This is a genomic window from Paraciimarium castrense LEGE 11436, assembly GCF_056633055.1.
Genome location: NZ_JBSJOW010000007.1, coordinates 1 through 16,366, shown reverse-complemented (window position 1 = coordinate 16,366; position 16,366 = coordinate 1). Strand labels below are relative to the sequence as shown.

Here is a 16,366-nt window from a genome sequence, read left to right as displayed (position 1 = left end):
CTCTGCCGCTGTGGAGCATCCGCTCAGGAGGCCACCGGAGCTTCCAGCCTGTCTGCAGCGGCCGGGGAGTCCTTCTGGCTGTGCTGCAGCTGGGCGGCCTCCACCAGGCCGCGGAAGAGGGGATGGGGCTTGCCGGGCCGGGAGAGAAACTCCGGGTGGTACTGGCAGGCGGTGAAGAAGGGGTGGTCCGGCAGCTCGACCAGTTCCACCAGGCGGCCGTCCGGGGAACTGCCGCTGATCCTGTAGCCCGAATCGAGAAACAGGTTGCGGTAGGCGTTGTTGAACTCATAGCGGTGGCGGTGCCGCTCATACACCACCTCCTGGCCGTAGAGGCGCTGGCCCATGGTGCCTGGGGTGAGGCGGCAGGGATAGACGCCCAGGCGCATGGTGCCGCCCAGGTCCACCACGTCCTGCTGCTCCGGCAGCAGGTTGATCACCGGATGGGGGCTGGCGCTGTCGAGCTCGGCGCTGGTGGCGCCGGCCAGGCCGGCGACGTTGCGGGCCCACTCGATCACGGCGCACTGCATGCCGAGGCAGAGCCCCAGGAAGGGCACCCGCTGCTCCCGGGCCCAGCGGATCGCCGCCACCTTGCCGTCCACCCCCCGGTGCCCGAAGCCCCCCGGCACCACCACCGCATCCATGCCGGCGAGCAGGGTGGCCGCGCCGCGCTCCTCGATCTGCTCGGCGCAGATCCAGTGCAGATCCAGGGAGGCATCGCACTCCAGGCAGGCGTGGCGCAGGGCCTCCACCACCGAGAGGTAGGCGTCGTTGAGCTGCACATACTTGCCCACCAGGGCCACCTTCACGGCGGGGCCCGGATGGCGCAGCTTGGTCACCAGCTCCTGCCAGCGGGCCATGTCGCTGTCGTGGTCTGACAGGCCGAGCACGTCGAGCACCTCACGGCAGAGGCCCTCCTGCTCCATCGCCAGCGGCACCGCGTAGATGCTGTCGGCATCGAGGGCCTGGATCACCGCCCGCTCCGGCACGCCGCAGAAGCCGCCGATCTTGGCCTTGAGGTCGGGGCTGATGGCGCGGTCGCTGCGGCACACCAGCAGATCGGGCTGGATGCCGATCGAGCGCAGCTCCTTCACCGAGTGCTGGGTGGGCTTGGTCTTGAGTTCGCCCGAGGTGCCGATGTAGGGCAGCAGCGTGACATGCACGTAGGCCATGTCCTGGCGCCCCACGTCGCCCCGGAACTCGCGGATGGCCTCCAGGAAGGGCAGGGATTCGATGTCGCCCACGGTGCCGCCGATCTCACCGATCACCACGTCGGCGCCGCTGTTGGCCGCCACCCGGTGGATGCGCTCGCGGATCTCGCGGGTGATGTGGGGGATCACCTGCACCGTGCCGCCGTTGTAGTCGCCGCGGCGTTCCTTGTTGATCACCGCCTGGTAGATGGAGCCGGTGGTCACGCTGTTGAGGCGTGACATGGCCGTGTCGGTGAAGCGTTCGTAGTGGCCGAGGTCGAGGTCGGTCTCGGCGCCGTCCTCGGTGACGAACACCTCGCCGTGCTGGTAGGGGCTCATCGTGCCCGGATCCACGTTGAGGTAGGGATCGAGCTTCAGGATCGACACGCTGTAGCCGCGGCTCTTGAGCAGCCGCCCCAGGCTGGCCGCCACGATGCCCTTGCCGATGCTCGACACCACACCGCCCGTCACGAACACGAACTTGGGTGCGTGTCGGGCTGGGTTGGGGGACGAAGGCATGGGGCACCTGACTGACCACCCAATCTACCGAGGCCGTTCCGTTCACCCAGCACCGACCGGCCGGGTTCCGCCGGTCCGATGCCGCACCGGCAGGATCAGTCTTCCAGGAGGCTGCGCAGCATCCAGGCGGTCTTCTCGTGGATCTGCAGCCGCTGGGTGAGCAGGTCGGCGGTGGGCTGGTCGTTGGCCCCATCGGCGATCACGAACACGCCGCGGATGGTGCGCGCCACGGCCTCATGGCCCTGCACCAGTTCGCTCACCATGGCCAGGGCGGCGGGCACGCCGTCGCTCTCGGAGATGGAGGAGAGGCCGCCGTAGGTGGAGGCGCCGAAGGGGGCGGGCAGGCCGAGGGCGCGGATGCGCTCGGCGATCACGTCGAGGGCGTTCCACAGCTCGGTGTACTGCTCCATGAACATCAGGTGCAGGGTGTTGAACATCGGCCCGGTGACGTTCCAGTGGAAGCCGTGGGTCTTGGCGTAGAGCACGGTGGTGTCGGCGAGCACGCGGCCGAGGCCCTCGGCGATCTCCAGGCGCTGGGCCTCGGGAATGCCGATGTCGATGCGGGGGGCGGTGGCAACCATGGCTGCTTAAGCGAAGTAACTCCGTTTTAGCCTATTGGCGGCCGTGGCGCTCCCGGCTCCGCGGGCAGCCTCGAGCTCGCCTCAGGGGCCACCGTCCAGGCAGCCGAGGTAATCGCGCACGCGGCAGCGGTTCTGGGGCTGGCGCAGCTTCAGCAGGGCCCGCGACTCGATCTGACGCACCCGTTCGCGCGAGAGCCGCAGCTGCTCGCCGATCTCGGCCAGGGTGCGGGGGGTGTCGTCGTCGAGCCCGAAGCGCTGGCGGATCACCGTGGCCTCGCGGCCGCTCAGCTGCTCCAGCAGCGCTTCCAGATCGGCGTGCAGCTGCTCCCGGGTGAGGGCCTGCTCCGGGGTGGCGTGGCCGTCTTCCAGCAGATCCACCAGGGGCGTGTCGGCCTGGCCGCCCACCCGACCCTCCAGGGACACGGGCCGCGGGATGTGGGCAAGGGTGCTGCGCAGCCGCGCCACATCGAGGCCCACGGCGGCCGCCAGCTCCTGGAGGCTGGGGGCGCGGCCCAGCTCCAGGGTGAGCTGGTGCTGGCTGGTGCGGATCCTGTTGAGGCTCTCGGTGATGTGCACAGGCAGCCGGATCGTGCGGCTCTGGCTGGCCAGGGCCCGGGTGATGCCCTGGCGGATCCACCAGTAGGCGTAGGTGCTGAAGCGGAAGCCCCGGCGCGGATCGAAGCGCTCCACGGCCCGCTCCAGCCCGAGGGTGCCCTCCTGGATCAGATCCAGCAGCTCCAGGCCCCGGCGCTGGTACTTCTTGGCCACGGCCACCACCAGCCGCAGGTTGGCCTGCAGCATGCGCGCCTTGGCGCGGCTGCCGCGGCGCAGGGCCTGGCGCAGGTCGGTGGGGCTCAGCCCGCAGCGCTCGGCCCAGTCCTCCAGGACCCCGTCGCCCCTGTGGCCCAGGAGCTGCTCGCGCTCCTGCACTTGGCGGGCCAGCAGGATCTCCTCCTCCTGGCGCAGCAGGCCGACACGGCCGATCTCCTGCAGGTAGAGCCGGATCGGGTCGGTGGTGGCCTTGGCTTGGGTCAAGGACGGCGCTCGGATCCCCACCACCGTTGTCACGGGGGCGGCCTGGCTCCAGGATTCGGCTGCTTTGCTTCCGATTTGCGGCCAATCTGCAGCCGATCTGCGGCGGATCTGCTGGCTCGCAGCCCGGTTCAGCCCGCCGCCAGCTGGATCAGCCGGCCGCCTCGGCCTGCTCCTCCACCCAGGTGCTGGCCACGTGCAGCTCCTGCAGCTGCTGGTCGGCCACCCCGGCGGGCGCCTGGGTCATCAGGCAGCGGGCCTGCTGGGTCTTGGGGAAGGCGATGGTGTCGCGGATCGACTCCTCCCCCGCCAGCAGCATCACGATGCGGTCGATGCCGTAGGCCAGGCCTCCGTGGGGCGGGGCGCCCAGGTCGAGGGCCTCCATCAGGAAGCCGAACTGGCGCTCGGCCTCCTCCAGGGGCAGGCCGATCGTCTGCAGCACCTGGCGCTGCAGGGCCGAATCGTGGATACGCAGGGAGCCGCCGCCCAGCTCAAGGCCATTGAGCACCAGGTCGTAGGCCTGGGCGCGGGCGCCGGGCAGGGTGGTGGCCCAGGCGGCGGGGTCGTCGCCTAGGTCGGCGCTGTTGGGGGCGCAGAAGGGATGGTGCAGGGCTTCGAGGCGGTTCTCAGCGGCGTTGAACTCGAACATCGGGAAATCCACCACCCAGAGGAAGTTCCAGCTGCTGTTGTTCCGCTCGGCCGGCACCAGCTCCAGCTCGCGGGCCAGGAACTGGCGCACGCGATCGAGGGCCTTGTTCACCGTGGCCGTGTCACCGGCGCCGAACAGGATGAGGCTGCCGGGTTCCGCACCGGTGCGCCGCAGCAGCTCGGCCTTCTTGTCCTCGCTGAGGTTGTCCTTGATGGCGCCGATGGAGTCGATCTCGCCGCCTTCGCGAACGCGGATGAAGGCCAGGCCGCCGGCGCCGGCCTTCTGGGCTTCGCTGAACACATCGCCGCCCGGCTTGATGCGCACGTTGCTGATGGCGTCATTGCCGCCGGGCACGGCGATGCACTTCACGGCGCCGCCAGCGGCCACGGCGCCGGAGAACACCTTGAAGCCCATGTCGGCCACCAGATCGCTCACGTTGGTGAGCTCCATGCCGTAGCGGGTGTCGGGCCGGTCGGTGCCGTAGCGCTCCATGGCCTCGTGCCAGCTGAGGCGCGGGAAGGGCCGGGGCAGCTCGACGCCCTTGACGGCCTGCCAGATGGCGCTGATCAGGGCCTCGTTGAGCTCCAGGATCTGCTCCTGGCCCATGAAGCTCATCTCGATGTCCAGCTGGGTGAATTCCGGCTGGCGGTCGGCGCGTAGGTCTTCGTCGCGGAAGCAGCGGGCCACCTGGTAGTAGCGCTCGATGCCGCCCACCATCAGCAGCTGCTTGAACAGCTGGGGCGACTGGGGCAGGGCGAACCACTCGCCGCCGCACACCCGTGACGGCACCAGGTAGTCGCGGGCCCCTTCCGGGGTGGAGCGGGTGAGCACCGGCGTTTCCACCTCGATGAAGCCCTGCTCCTCCAGGAAGCGGCGGGCGGCCTGGATCGTGCGGGCGCGCAGGCGCAGGTTGCCGTTCATGCGCTCGCGGCGCAGATCCAGATAGCGGTGGCGCAGGCGCAGCTCCTCGCGGGTGTTCTCCTCGTCGTGCACCGACACGGGGAAGGGCAGGTTGGCCTTGACGCTGTTGAGCACGGTGATGGCGCCTGCCAGCACCTCCACCGCGCCGGTGGCCAGCTTGGTGTTGACCGATTCCGGCGGCCGCTGCCGCACCCGGCCGCTCACCTGGATCACGGTTTCGTTGCGCAGGTGCTCGGCCGCGGCGAAGGCCTCAGCCCCCTGGTCGGGGTCCACGGTGATCTGCACCGTGCCGCTGCGGTCGCGCAGGTCGATGAAGATCACACCGCCGTGGTCGCGGCGCCGGTCCACCCAGCCGCAGAGCTGCACCTCCTGGCCGCTGACGTTCTGGAGCAGGTCGCCGCACCCGTGGCTGCGCATGCCGAAGATCCCTGAGCAATCGGCGATTTTCCCATCCGGTCGGGCGGCCCCTGGTCTGCAGCAGCCGGGGCCGCCCGGATGGGGCAGCATGCAGGCGGCTCGCTGCGTTGCTGCTCCATGCACTTTTCCGGTTCGCTGGATGCGCTCAAGGCCCACGTGGCTGCCCTGGAACTCCCTGGCCACTGGAGCCACGAGGGGGTGTTTGAGGTGTTTCGGCTCGAGGCCGGCGAGATGATCAACTTCTGGCCTGGCTCCGGCGAACTGCAGGTGAAGGGCCACCCCGAGCGCTCAGCCGCTCTGCTGGCCCAGCTCACCGCCCAGTTCGGCAGCGGCGCCTAGCGCCGATAGAAGGGCCGCTTCACCACCAGGGCCGGTGCGGCCTTGCCGCGGATCTCCACGGCCAGCTCGGTGCCGGGGCGGGCGGCATCCGTGGGCACGTAGGCCAGGGCGATCGCTTCGCCCAGGCTGGGCGACCAGGTGCCGCTGGTGACCTCCCCCACCGGCTCTCCATCCCGCAGCACCGGGTAGCCGTGGCGGGCGATGGCGCGGCCCTGCAGCTTCAGGCCCACCAGGCGGCGGCTCACCCCGGCGGCGCTCTGGCGCTCCAGCGCCTCGCGGCCCACGAAGGGTTTCGGCATCTCCAGGTGCACGAGCCAGCCCAGGCCGGCCTCCAGGGGGCTGGTGGCGCTGTCCATCTCCTGGCCGTAGAGGTGCATGGCGGCCTCCAGCCGCAGGGTGTCGCGGGCGCCGAGGCCACAGGGGGTGACGCCGCTCTCGACCAGCTGCTGCCAGAGGGCCGGGCCGACCTCGCCGGGCACCAGCAGCTCGAAGCCGTCTTCGCCGGTGTAGCCGGTGCGGCCCACGAAGGCGGTGCAGCCCGCCAGGGTCAGTTCCCGGTGGCCGAAGCGGGGCAGGCTGTCCAGGCTGATGCCGCTCAGGGCCTCCAGGCGCGCCTGGGCCTCCGGGCCCTGCAGGGCCAGCAGCACGCCGTCGCCCTTGCGGTCGGTGATGCTGATGCCCTGGGGTTCGAGCTGGCTGCGGATCCAGGCGGTGTCCTCAGCGGCGCAGGCGGCGTTGATCACCAGCACCAACTCATCGCAGGTCTCAGCGGCGGCGTCAGCCTGGCGGCCCCGGTCGTAGACGATCAGGTCGTCGCGGATGCCGCCGGTCTGGTTGAGCAGCACCGTGTAGCAGGCCTCGCCGGGGCCGATGCGGAACAGGTCGGTGGGCACGAGGCCCTGCAGGGCATCCTTGGCGCCGTCACCGCGCAGGGTGAGCACCCCCATGTGGGAGATGTCGAACACCCCGCAGCGCTGCCGCACCGCCTGGTGTTCGGCCACCAGGCCCGAGAACTGCACGGGCATCTCCCAGCCGGCGAAGGGCACCAGCCGGCCCCCTGCGGCCTGAATCACAGCGTGGAGAGGGGTGCGCAGCAGTTCCACCAGGAGCACAGCGGGGCCTTGAGGTTATGGCCGCACTTCAGCAGCCTGGCTGTGACGCAGCCCAGCTCCGAAGACAATCCGGAGATTCGGGTTCCACCCAGGCCGCTCCGGCCCGATGTCATTACCTTTGTACCCTCAAGAAATTCCCTTGATGGGTCATCGTCCCAGCTGCCGCAGTTGCCGCCATTGCGTCTCCGCTCCCGGAGCCGCTGCGGGCTGGTGCCATCTGAGGCGGCTGGCGATCCATTCCGCCTACTCCTCCGAGCTGTGGTGCCATCACTGGACGGCCCGGCCGCCGCAGCTGCCCCTCGGGGACCGTCAGGATCACCGGGCCGATGCGAACGCCGTTCCGAACTCCCGGATTTCCACCGACGCTCTGGCCTTGGCCTCTCTCAAAGGGCCGACACAGGTTGGGTATGGCCGAGGCACCCTCGCCATGGAAGGGGACAGGGGCCGAGGCGATGCCATCGATTGCAGCGATGACCCAACCTTCACGGATGAGTCAGTCGCGGATGAGTCAGTCGCGGATGAGTCAGTCGCGGATGAGTCAGTGTTCGGGGGGGCCTCGATGTTCGGCGGCAGCCAGCAGCTGAGCCTGGAGGCGTTGCTGCCACAATGCTGAACGAAATCGAAAGATCGTTCGGTGGAGCACATCTTGCTGTCTTCGACACTCCTTGATGCCAAGGAGACGATCAAAATAGATTGATTCACCCCGCCCGCTGACCACCCCGTTGATCGCCACCGCTCCTCAAACCGCCCCGATTGCCCTGATGGCGGCCCATGCCGACTGTGAGGTGGTGACCCTGCCCACGGGAGCCAAGGTGTATGGCGTCGGGGCGCCGGCCGATTCCATCTATGGCGTGCGCCGCGGCATCGTGGAGGTGCAGGGCCCGTCCGGAGAGCGGCTCAGCTACAGGCCGGGGGAGATGTTCAGCTACCAGGACATCGTGTGGGGCGACGGCATCCACCGCAGTGACGCCCTGGCCCGCACGCCGGTGGAGATCCTGCGGCTGGACCGCCTCGGCTTCCTCAACCTGCTGCACAACCACCCCACCCTGGCGGTGCAGCTGATCGGCCAGCAGCACCAGCGCCTGCGCGAGCAGCGCACCAGCGGCACCTGCTGCTACTGAGCACCCAGCAGCAACAGCAGGCTGCGGGTCACCTTGGCGGCCAGCACGCTGCTGACGCCGCTGGGGTCGAGCTGGGGGGCCAGTTCCACCACGTCGGCGCCCACCAGCTGGTGCTGGCGCAGCTCCTCCACCAGGGCAGCGAAATCGGGCCAGTGGAAGCCGCCCGGTTCGGGGGTGCCGGTGCCGGCCATCACCGCCGGATCAAACCAGTCGAGGTCCACGGTGAGGTAGAGGGGCCGGCCGCGCAGGGGCCGCAGGGCCTCGGCCATCCGCTCGATCGCCACCAGCCGGCCGCTGCTGCTGAGCTCCCTGAACTCCTCCCGCGTGCCGCTGCGGATGGCGATCTGCAGCAGCTGGCCGCTGGGCAGCACCTCCAGGCAGCGGCGCATGGCGCAGGCATGGCTGTGGCGGGCGCCCAGCCACTCCTGGCGCAGGTCGGCGTGGGCATCGAGCTGCACCAGGGCCAGCTCTGGATGCCGCTGGGCCACGGCCGCCACGGCGCCCGAGCTGATCGAGTGCTCACCGCCCAGCATCAGGGGTTTGAGCCCCAGCTCGAGCACGGCTTGCGTGGCCCGGCGCACGGCGGCCACCACCGGCTCGGGGTTGCCGAAGGGAATCTCCACAGCCCCCAGATCGGCGAAGGCGAGATCTTCCAGATCCAGGTGAAGCTGGGGGCAATAGGTTTCGAGGCCGCTGCTCACCTCCCGGATCGCCGCCGGCCCGAAGCGGGTGCCGGGGCGGAACGAGGTGGTGCCGTCGTAGGGCACCCCGAACAGGCCGACGCGGCAACCGGCTGGATCGCGGCGGCCCGCCATGTAGATGGCGCCGTCGGTGTCAAACAGGGGGAGGGAGGCCATGGCGGTGGGATTCAGGCGTTGAGGGCCCGCTCGATCGCCGCCGGCACCGCCTCGAAGGCGCCGCGCTGCCAGCGGGGGCTCCAGATCTCACAGCCATCGACCACGGCCGCGGCACGGGCGGGATCCGGCTGCAGATAGCGACGGCCGTCGGTGGCGGCAAAGGTCCAGCTCCACCAGCCGCTCGGGTACATCGGCACCCAGCCATAGAGGGGATCGGCATGGCCGAACACCTGGCGCAGCACCTGCACCATCTCCAGGTGCACCGCGCGGAAGGCCTCCGGCGATTCGCTCTGGGTGGCGAACACGCCCCCGGGCCTGAGGATGCGGCGGCAGTGCTGGAAGAAGGCGCGGTTGAACAGTCCCTCGGCCGGGCCGGCGGGGTCGGAGCCATCCACGATCACCACGTCGTAGCTGGCGTCCGGGGCGGCTGCGGCCCAGGCGATGCCATCGCCCACCGTGAGCTGGAAGCGGGGGTCATCCCAGCAGCCGCCGCCGAGGCTGGGCAGGTGCTCGCGGCTCCAGGCCACCACCTGGCCATCGATCTCCACCATGTCGAGCTGGCCCACGCCGGGGTGGCGCAGGCACTCGCGGGCGGTGCCGCCGTCGCCGCCGCCGATCACCAGCACCCGTTCCAGGCTCCGGGCTCCGCAGAGGGCCGGATGCACCAGGGCTTCGTGGTAGTGCCGTTCCTGGCGCTCGGCCGTCATCCAGCAGCCATCGAGCAGCAGGCCCTTGCCGTAGCGCTCGCTCTCGATGATCGTGATGCGCTGGTAGGGCGAATCGGTTTCGGCGATCACCCGGCCGGCCAGGCCATAGCGCACACCGTCGTAGACCTCATCGATCCAGCCGGGGGAGGGGGCCATGGGGGCAGGGCGTGCTGCGGAAAGCTGATCCGTACGCTTGCACAGCGCGCTTCCAGGCCCGTGGCAGGCTCAGACCATGGCCAGCGACCTGCCCGGTGGTGATCTGCGCGTGACGCCGGCGGTGCTGATTCCGGCGGCGGAGCTGCGCTGGCGCTTCTCGCGCTCCTCGGGCCCGGGGGGGCAGAACGTGAACACCACCGATTCGCGGGTGGAGCTGGTGTTCGATCTGGCGGCCTCCCAGGCGCTGCCGGCGGCGCTGCGGGCGCGGGCGCTGCGGCGGCTGGAGGGGCGGCTGGTGGAGGGTGCCCTGGTGGTGGCGGCCAGTGAGCACCGCTCCCAGTGGCAGAACCGGGTGGCGGCCCAGCGGCGCCTGGTGGCGCAGTTGCAGGAGGCGCTGCGGCCGCCGCCGCCGCCCCGGCGCCCCACCCGGCCCAGCCGCGGCTCGGTGGAGCGGCGCCTGGCGGCGAAGAAGCAGCGGGGGGCGATCAAGCTGCGGCGCCAGGGCCGCCCGAACCTGCCGGATGAGTAGCTGAGGCCGCCTGGGCGGCTGCCGCCTCGGCCCGGATCGCCGCCTTGGCCTGCTGCCACAGCCCCTCCAGTTCGCGGATGTTGCGCCCGCCGAGGTCGCCGCCGAGGGCGGCTTCCACGCGGGAGAAGCGATCCAGGAAGCGGTGGTTGGTGCCGGCCAGGCCGGCTTCCGGGTCGATGCCGCACCAGCGGGCCACGTTCACCAGGGTGAACAGCACATCGCCCAGCTCCTCCTGGGCATGGGCCCGGTCGCCGCTGGCCACGGCTTCCTTCATCTCGTCGAGCTCCTCGTGCACCTTCTCCCACACGCCGCTGAGGTCGTCCCACTCGAAGCCGGCGGCGGCGGCCTGCTTGGAGATGGCCATGGCACCGGCCAGGGCCGGCTGGCTGCGCACCTTGGGGCCGAGCCGCTCGCTCACCGGGCTGGCCGACTGCTGCGGCCGTTCGGCGGCCTTGATCGCCGCCCAGCTGGCCCGCACGGCGGCGCTGTCTTTGGCCTCGGCGCCGGCGAACACGTGGGGGTGGCGGCGGATCAGCTTGGCGCTGAGGCCCCGGGCGATCGCCTCCAGATCAAAGCGCCCCGCCTCCCTGGCGATCTGGGCGTGCAGCACCACCTGCAGCAGCAGGTCGCCCAGCTCCTCGCTCAGATGATCGTCATCGCCGTGGCGGATGGCATCGGCCACCTCGTGGGCCTCCTCCAGCACGTAGGGCAGCAGGGAGGCGTGGGTCTGCTCCAGGTCCCAGGGGCAGCCGCCATCGGGATCCCGCAGCTGGGCCACCACGGCGATCAGCTCGGCCAGGGCATTGAGGCTGGGATCGGCGGGCATCGGCCAGGGCCTCGGCAAGGGGACAGGGGGCCGCCCGGGCCTCAGCGGCCGCGGCGGCGCAGCGGCCGGGGCAGCCGCGGCATCGGGTCGCCATCCTGGATCAGGTGCAGCCAGCTGCTGGCCTCCAGGGCCACCAGGGCACACACCAGCAGGGGCCGCTGAGTGCCCCAGAGCACCCCGGCCCAGCCCAGCAGCTCCGCGGGCGAGGGCGCCCCGAACGGACTGAGCAGGGCCGCCAGACCCAGGGCCAGCAGGGCCAGGTAGGCCAGGCGGCCGGCCGTTCCCAGCAGCGGACTGTGGGAGAGCATCGAGCGGTGCGCCAGCCCCTTGCGGTAGGGCCACCAGAGCAGCTTCAGGGGGCCCCAGCGGCGGGTGGCGTTGGAGCGCGTGTCGAGGTCGGGGGAGAGCAGCAGGCCACCCACCAGGAAGCAGAGCCCGGCGGTGCCCAGCCCCGCCAGGCCCAGGGCCGGCGCCCACAGCAGCGCAAAGGGCAGGGCCAGCAGCCAGGTGGCACGGTCGTGGCTGCGGCCGCTGGCCATCAGGGCTTCAGGGCCCGGGCCGCCGGTGGCGGCAGCTGGCGCAGCCGGTCGCCACTGCCATCGCCGGGCCGCCAGCGGCGGTTGATCCAGTAGTACTGCTCGGCGTAGGCCTGGATCCAGCCCTCGTGCCAGCGGCTCAGGGCCTGGGCCTGGGCGGCCAGGGCCTCGGGCCCCTGCCCCGGACGCAGCGCTGGGCCGCAGATCAGCCGGAAGCGGCCGTCGTCGTCGCGCACGTGGGCCACGGGGAACAGGGGCGCGCCGGTTTTCTGGGAGAGGCTCACCGGGCCCGTGGCAAAGCGGGTGGCCAGGCCCAGCACGTCCACCTGCCATGGGCTGCGCTGGCTGTAGAGATCGGTCATCACCACGAGGCCGCAGCCATCCCGCAGGCTCTGCAGGATGCCGCGGGCATCGAACTGGGAGATCCAGCGGCAGTGGCTGTTGGCACTGCGGGCGGCGTTGAGCAGGGCGTCGGCGTGGGGGTTGTGGGCGGGCCTGTAGATCACGGCGAGGTTGTCGAGCCGCTCGCTGAGCCAGCGCAGGGCCAGATCCCAGCAGCCCAGATGCAGTGAGCCCACGATCAGGGCCTCACCGCGCTGATGGGTGGCCAGCAGCTCCGAGAGCCCCTCGCCCTCGGCCGTGATGCGCTCGGGGTTCACCGGCTGGATGATCGATTCCAGGCAGGAGAGAAAGAAGCTCTGCAGCGAGCGGGCCGCCAGCCGCTGCCGCTGGGCCTGGCTCAGCTGGCTGCCGTAGACGCGCTCCAGGTTGGCGTTGGCCGTCTGCAGCCGGGGCGCCAGCGCGGGCGCGGCCACGCCGCAGGCGATCCGGATGCCGCGCCGCATGGTGCCGTGGCGGCGGCCCTGCAGCAGGGCCAGCAACAGCCGCACCAGCAGGGCTTCCAGACGCCAGCGCAGCCGCTGCAGGCGGGAGGGCGGCCGGCGTCGCCGCCGCCGGCGAGGCCCTCGAAATGCGGCTGCGGGCGCTCCGGAGAGCCGGCCGAGTTGCGGTAGCGTCATGCCCACGCGCGATTAGCTCAGCGGTAGAGCGCCTGCCTTACAAGCAGGATGTCGCTGGTTCGAACCCGGCATCGCGCATGGGAAGGGCTGGGCGGCGCTTTGAGGATGACACGTGCCGCCGGGGGGTGTAGTGATCCAAGATCTCATGGCGGTTGGCATTAGTGCGTTGCTCTATCCGACTCAGGCAGGATCACCGTTCTGAGGCTGACTGAGGACCAGGGCTGACGTCATATCCCTGTGTGGTTCGACTCCGGCTCTGGCCTTCGCCTGAACGCCTCAATCCAGGCAGTCGCTGGCAGCGCTGCTCCCACCCCTTGCGGCTTCGGCCTGGCCACACTTGCCTCTGCAGGCCAAAACCGCCAGTGCCGCCGATACTGGGCAGATTGGACTGGCTCCTGTGAGTCTCGCCCTGGCTAAACCCCAGCTGGACGCCATTGCTGACGCCTGCCGGCAGCACAAGGTGCTACGCATGCATCTCGATCATCACCGGCCAGCCGGTGGATCTGGTGATGGCTGACGCTGTGTGTAATCCCTACGTGCGGGCAGATATCGAGGCCTCCAAGCAATTGATCTATGCAGCGTGAGCTCAGCCGGGCTCGGGCCTGGGGCTCGTCAGCAGGTTGATGGCCGAGATGCCCAGCCCCACGCCCAGCAGGGTGCCGATCGCCCAGACGCTGTCGCTGGGCCATTCGGCCACCAGCAGTCCGCCGAGCACGGTGGTGACGATGCCATCAATCAGCACCAGCGCCCGGGCCGGCCCAGGCGATGCAGCGGCGCCAGCCAGCTCCATCACCCCCTGGAAGGCGAGCAGGAAACCGAGGAACAGCGTGAGGCTCACTTCGCTGGCCAGGGGATACACCAGGATGCCGATCCCGCCCCCCACGTAAAGCAGCGCCGACAGCAGGCGGAAGATCCTGCCGCTCCAGTCGGTGGCACCGGTGAGACGCAGCGCCTGGGAGATCCCCGCCGCCACGGCCACGCCGCCGATCACGATGGTGAGCAGGGTGGCCGAAACAAACGGCAGCGCCAGCGCCAGGCCCGCTGCGACGAACAGCAGGGCCGCTGTCAGCCAGCGCAGGGCAGGGGAGGAGGGAACCGACAACACAGCAAGGCAGCTGCTGCGAACCCTAGGGGCGGTTGGCCATCGGGTTGTTCCCGCGTGCCGCTCAGTCCTGCCGCTGCGCTCGACTTAGTCACTTATGGACTAAGCTCACTCGAAACCAGGCCTCGGCCATGCAGGTGAACCTCCACGACGCCAAAACCCACCTCTCCCGCTACGTGGCCCAGGCCCTTGAAGGGGAGGAGGTGGTGATCGCCAAAGCCGGCCGCCCCCTCGTTCGCCTGGTGCCGGTGCAAGCCGCTCCTGAAGCCCGGCGCGGCGGATTTCTACGGGGTTCTGCAGTGGCACGTGCCGATCTGAAGACCGACTTCGCCAGCGAGATCGACACGCTGTTCGGCTGAGCCTGCAGCCATGGTCTCCACCGAAACCCAGCCCCAGCCCCTGCTCCTGGACACCCAGCTGCTGCTGTGGTGGGCCATCGACCCCAAGCGGCTGCCGGCCGCCGCCGCCGACCTGCTGGCCGATCCTGCCCAACCGCTGCTGCTCAGCGTGGTGAGCCTGTGGGAAGTGGCCATCAAGTCGTCCCTCGGGCGAGCCGATTTCCAGGTGGAGGCTGCCGCCTTGCGGCTGGGTCTGCTGGGGCAGGGATTCCGCGAACTCCCGGTGCGCGCTGAGCACGTGCTGGCGGTGCAGCACCTCCCTTGGATCCACCGCGATCCCTTCGACCGCCTGCTGGTGGTGCAGGCCCAGGTGGAAGGCCTGCAACTGCTGAGCGCCGATCGGGCTCTGACGGGCTATGGATCCCACGTACGAGCCGTGGACTGATCAGCTCGGCTCCGGTTGGTGTTGCGAGCCGTCGCCTTCCAGATAGGAAAGAGCTCTGCAGCAGGGTGCTGGGAACGTTCCGGAGGCCCACAGTGATGGCGCCACTGCTCCCTTGGGACTATGACGTGAGCACTGGCGGCTCATTGGTTCCCCTTTCCGGGAAAGTCCTGCGCAAGGTCAAGCGCCAGGCCGAAAGCGGCAAGGCTGAGCTGGTGGAGAGCCTCCGAAAGCGGAGCGTTCAGGCCTTTGAGGTGCCCTCGGCTCGCTCGCCCCAGACCCCGCCTGTGGTGGGGGTGCTTACGCCCTAGGCCTTCAGCAGCACACCGTTCGACGTCCAGGACTGGACCCTGGAGATCACCGCCGAGGGGGTGATGGCCGTGTGTTTCGGCGGAGCCTTGAGGTGACGCTGCCGGTGAGCTAGCCATGGACCGCGGAGCCTTTTGCTGCTAGTACAGATGTACTTCATCTGTGCTGCCATGGTTGCCTCCCCGTCGCTCTTCCCGCTCGCAGGCCAGGCCGGGCCCGAGGCCGTTCACGACTGGCCCTATCTGACGCAGCCCGTGCTGCTGGCCAGCCGCAGCCGCCAGGTGTGTCTCACCTGCCGCTTCTTTCGGCACCAGGCCGCTGCGGATGCCATCCCCCTGCTCACCTGTCAGCTGCACCGGGGTCTGATCGCCCACGGTGAGCACCTCACCCGCCGCTGCCAGGGCTGGTGCCATGGCCTGGATGGATGGCCTGGCTGAACCTGCTCTGGGCTGCCGGGTCTGGCTACGCCCCTTAGTCGTCTCCGCCTTCGCCGCCCTCACCGCCTTCGCCGTTCTCGCCGCCTTCACCTCCTTCCCCGGCTTCCCCCGCCTCGCCGCCCTCTCCGGCCCGGTTGTCTCGCGGCAGGGCGGTGCCGCTCGGGCTGGTGAGCTCGGGTCTGCCTTCGCCGCCCTCGCCAGCTTCGCCCCCCTCAAAGCGTTCGGCGCGGCGGCCGCAGCCGAAACTGCCGGCCACCAGACCAGCCGTGGCCAGGAAGAGAGCGAGGCTGGAGCGGGCCATGGCTGAGCGGTCGACTTCGGTGATCATGGCGCTGGTGGCGCCGGAAGCTTGGGCCAGGGCGTCACTGTTCGGAGTGTGTTGCTCACGCCGCCATGCGCTTTGCGATCGAGCCCCTGGTGTTACCGGAGCAGGCGGCCGCCATGGGCGAGGCCCTGCGGGGCGAGTCGGCCGTCTGGCGGCCTGGGGCCGACACCGCCGGCTGGCACGCCCGCACCGTGAAACACAACCGACAGCTCGATCCGGACTCACCACTGCACAGCCGCCTCAGCCAGCAGGTGCGCCAGGACCTGCTGGCCCATCCGCTCGTGGCTGCGGCCGCCCTGCCCGTGCGGGTGCACGGGGTGTTGTTCAGCCGCTGCGGCGTGGGCGAGGGTTACGGCCGCCACGTGGACAACGCCTACATGAAGGAGGGCCGCAGCGACCTCTCCTTCACCCTGTTTCTGAGCGAACCCGGGGCCTACGAGGGCGGCGCCCTGGTGCTGGAATCGCCCGGCGCCGAGGAGGCGCTGCGGCTGCCGGCCGGCCACGCCATCGTCTACCCCAGCACCCTGCTGCACCGGGTGGAGCCGGTGCTGGCCGGGGAGCGGCTGGCGGCGGTGGGCTGGATCCAGAGCCGGGTGCGCCAGGCCGATCAGCGCGAGCTGCTGTTCGAGCTCGACACCGCCCGCCGGGCTCTGTTCGCCAGCCAGAGCCATGGCGAGGTGTTTGACCTGATCAGCCGCAGCTACACCAACCTGCTGCGCCGCTGGGGCGACTGACGGCTGGGCTGTCGGCATGGCGGGCGACGCGTCGGCACTCAGGCAAGCCTCAGGCAAGCGCGCCCACGGCCTGCTGCAGGGCGACCTGGCGGCTGATGGCGGTGCGCTCAGGCGGTAACTTGGCATAGAGGCCGAGCTTCTCGAGCCGCTGGCGGGTGGTGCCGCTGGCCC

The 16,366-nt window shown here is 70.3% G+C and carries 19 protein-coding genes and 1 tRNA gene; 8 read left to right on the top strand and 12 right to left on the bottom strand.

The window, feature by feature from the left end; genetic code table 11:
- Nucleotides 1–23 precede the first annotated feature (23 nt).
- The 4 genes from ACWJIO_RS11105 to aspS form a co-directional block, all read right to left on the bottom strand.
- Nucleotides 24–1,706, bottom strand: coding sequence for a CTP synthase (locus ACWJIO_RS11105; RefSeq protein WP_480313410.1), 1,683 nt, complete (start codon nucleotides 1,704–1,706; stop codon nucleotides 24–26).
- 95 nt (nucleotides 1,707–1,801) lie between these two features.
- The gene (locus ACWJIO_RS11100; protein ID WP_480313409.1) at nucleotides 1,802–2,287 is read right to left on the bottom strand and encodes a Dps family protein; all 486 of its coding nucleotides are present in this window, start codon (nucleotides 2,285–2,287) and stop codon (nucleotides 1,802–1,804) included.
- An 81-nt stretch (nucleotides 2,288–2,368) separates the two neighbouring features.
- Complete coding sequence (locus tag ACWJIO_RS11095) at nucleotides 2,369–3,322, bottom strand: RNA polymerase sigma factor, RpoD/SigA family (RefSeq protein WP_480313408.1); 954 nt, start codon at nucleotides 3,320–3,322, stop codon at nucleotides 2,369–2,371.
- A 148-nt stretch (nucleotides 3,323–3,470) separates the two neighbouring features.
- Nucleotides 3,471–5,306, bottom strand: a complete 1,836-nt coding sequence (gene aspS, locus ACWJIO_RS11090) for an aspartate--tRNA ligase (protein WP_480313407.1) — start codon at nucleotides 5,304–5,306, stop codon at nucleotides 3,471–3,473.
- A gap of 117 nt (nucleotides 5,307–5,423) precedes the next feature.
- Here aspS and ACWJIO_RS11085 point away from each other — a divergent pair, with 117 nt between their 5' ends.
- Nucleotides 5,424–5,645 carry a hypothetical protein gene (locus ACWJIO_RS11085; RefSeq protein WP_480313406.1) on the top strand — a complete coding sequence of 74 codons (222 nt, stop codon included), beginning with the start codon at nucleotides 5,424–5,426 and terminating at the stop codon, nucleotides 5,643–5,645.
- Here the strand turns inward: ACWJIO_RS11085 and gcvT are convergent.
- Entirely contained in the window at nucleotides 5,642–6,748 is a 1,107-nt protein-coding gene (gene gcvT, locus ACWJIO_RS11080; RefSeq protein ID WP_480313405.1) for a glycine cleavage system aminomethyltransferase GcvT, read from the bottom strand. The two genes, ACWJIO_RS11085 and gcvT, sit on opposite strands and share 4 nt — an antisense overlap.
- Nucleotides 6,749–7,479: 731 nt before the next feature.
- Here gcvT and ACWJIO_RS11075 point away from each other — a divergent pair.
- Nucleotides 7,480–7,878 carry a cyclic nucleotide-binding domain-containing protein gene (locus tag ACWJIO_RS11075; protein ID WP_480313404.1) on the top strand — a complete coding sequence of 133 codons (399 nt, stop codon included), beginning with the start codon at nucleotides 7,480–7,482 and terminating at the stop codon, nucleotides 7,876–7,878.
- On the opposite strand, the gene speB is transcribed toward ACWJIO_RS11075, so the two are convergent.
- Both speB and speE read right to left on the bottom strand, forming a co-directional pair.
- Entirely contained in the window at nucleotides 7,872–8,735 is an 864-nt protein-coding gene (gene speB, locus ACWJIO_RS11070; protein WP_480313403.1) for an agmatinase, read from the bottom strand. The two genes, ACWJIO_RS11075 and speB, sit on opposite strands and share 7 nt — an antisense overlap.
- Nucleotides 8,736–8,746: 11 nt before the next feature.
- A complete protein-coding gene (gene speE, locus ACWJIO_RS11065; RefSeq protein ID WP_480313402.1) occupies nucleotides 8,747–9,598 on the bottom strand; it encodes a polyamine aminopropyltransferase in 852 nt (283 codons plus the stop codon).
- A 76-nt stretch (nucleotides 9,599–9,674) separates the two neighbouring features.
- On the opposite strand from speE, the gene arfB reads away from it, so the two are divergent.
- A complete protein-coding gene (gene arfB / locus ACWJIO_RS11060) occupies nucleotides 9,675–10,127 on the top strand; it encodes an alternative ribosome rescue aminoacyl-tRNA hydrolase ArfB (RefSeq protein ID WP_186697704.1) in 453 nt (150 codons plus the stop codon).
- On the opposite strand, the gene mazG is transcribed toward arfB, so the two are convergent.
- Genes mazG through ACWJIO_RS11045 form a run of 3 tightly spaced genes read right to left on the bottom strand, consistent with a single transcriptional unit; the run spans nucleotide 10,084 to nucleotide 12,508 of the window.
- On the bottom strand, nucleotides 10,084–10,953 hold the full coding sequence (mazG, locus tag ACWJIO_RS11055) for a nucleoside triphosphate pyrophosphohydrolase (RefSeq protein ID WP_480313401.1): 870 nt from the start codon (nucleotides 10,951–10,953) through the stop codon (nucleotides 10,084–10,086). The genes arfB and mazG overlap by 44 nt on opposite strands.
- Nucleotides 10,954–10,994: 41 nt before the next feature.
- Nucleotides 10,995–11,492 (bottom strand): DUF2227 family putative metal-binding protein, encoded by a 498-nt coding sequence (locus ACWJIO_RS11050; protein ID WP_480313400.1) that lies wholly within the window; start codon nucleotides 11,490–11,492, stop codon nucleotides 10,995–10,997.
- Entirely contained in the window at nucleotides 11,492–12,508 is a 1,017-nt protein-coding gene (locus ACWJIO_RS11045; protein ID WP_480313399.1) for a lysophospholipid acyltransferase family protein, read from the bottom strand. The genes ACWJIO_RS11050 and ACWJIO_RS11045 overlap by 1 nt, the downstream gene beginning before the upstream one ends.
- Nucleotides 12,509–12,514: 6 nt before the next feature.
- Between ACWJIO_RS11045 and ACWJIO_RS11040 the strand changes: the two genes are divergently transcribed.
- Nucleotides 12,515–12,586, top strand: a tRNA-Val gene (locus ACWJIO_RS11040).
- 508 nt (nucleotides 12,587–13,094) lie between these two features.
- Here the strand turns inward: ACWJIO_RS11040 and ACWJIO_RS11035 are convergent.
- Entirely contained in the window at nucleotides 13,095–13,610 is a 516-nt protein-coding gene (locus ACWJIO_RS11035; protein ID WP_480313398.1) for an HdeD family acid-resistance protein, read from the bottom strand.
- Nucleotides 13,611–13,741: 131 nt separating this feature from the next.
- Here ACWJIO_RS11035 and ACWJIO_RS11030 point away from each other — a divergent pair, with 131 nt between their 5' ends.
- The 3 genes from ACWJIO_RS11030 (at nucleotide 13,742) to ACWJIO_RS11020 (ending at nucleotide 15,136) form a co-directional block, all read left to right on the top strand.
- Nucleotides 13,742–13,969 (top strand): type II toxin-antitoxin system Phd/YefM family antitoxin, encoded by a 228-nt coding sequence (locus tag ACWJIO_RS11030; RefSeq protein ID WP_186697614.1) that lies wholly within the window; start codon nucleotides 13,742–13,744, stop codon nucleotides 13,967–13,969.
- Nucleotides 13,970–13,979: 10 nt separating this feature from the next.
- Nucleotides 13,980–14,393 (top strand): type II toxin-antitoxin system VapC family toxin, encoded by a 414-nt coding sequence (locus tag ACWJIO_RS11025; protein WP_480313397.1) that lies wholly within the window; start codon nucleotides 13,980–13,982, stop codon nucleotides 14,391–14,393.
- Between the two features lie 476 nt (nucleotides 14,394–14,869).
- Nucleotides 14,870–15,136, top strand: a complete 267-nt coding sequence (locus ACWJIO_RS11020; RefSeq protein WP_480313396.1) for a galactose oxidase — start codon at nucleotides 14,870–14,872, stop codon at nucleotides 15,134–15,136.
- Nucleotides 15,137–15,170: 34 nt separating this feature from the next.
- On the opposite strand, the gene ACWJIO_RS11015 is transcribed toward ACWJIO_RS11020, so the two are convergent.
- Nucleotides 15,171–15,437 (bottom strand): hypothetical protein, encoded by a 267-nt coding sequence (locus ACWJIO_RS11015; protein ID WP_480313395.1) that lies wholly within the window; start codon nucleotides 15,435–15,437, stop codon nucleotides 15,171–15,173.
- 92 nt (nucleotides 15,438–15,529) lie between these two features.
- On the opposite strand from ACWJIO_RS11015, the gene ACWJIO_RS11010 reads away from it, so the two are divergent.
- A complete protein-coding gene (locus ACWJIO_RS11010) occupies nucleotides 15,530–16,195 on the top strand; it encodes a Fe2+-dependent dioxygenase (protein ID WP_480313394.1) in 666 nt (221 codons plus the stop codon).
- The last annotated feature ends 171 nt before the right edge of the window (nucleotides 16,196–16,366 follow it).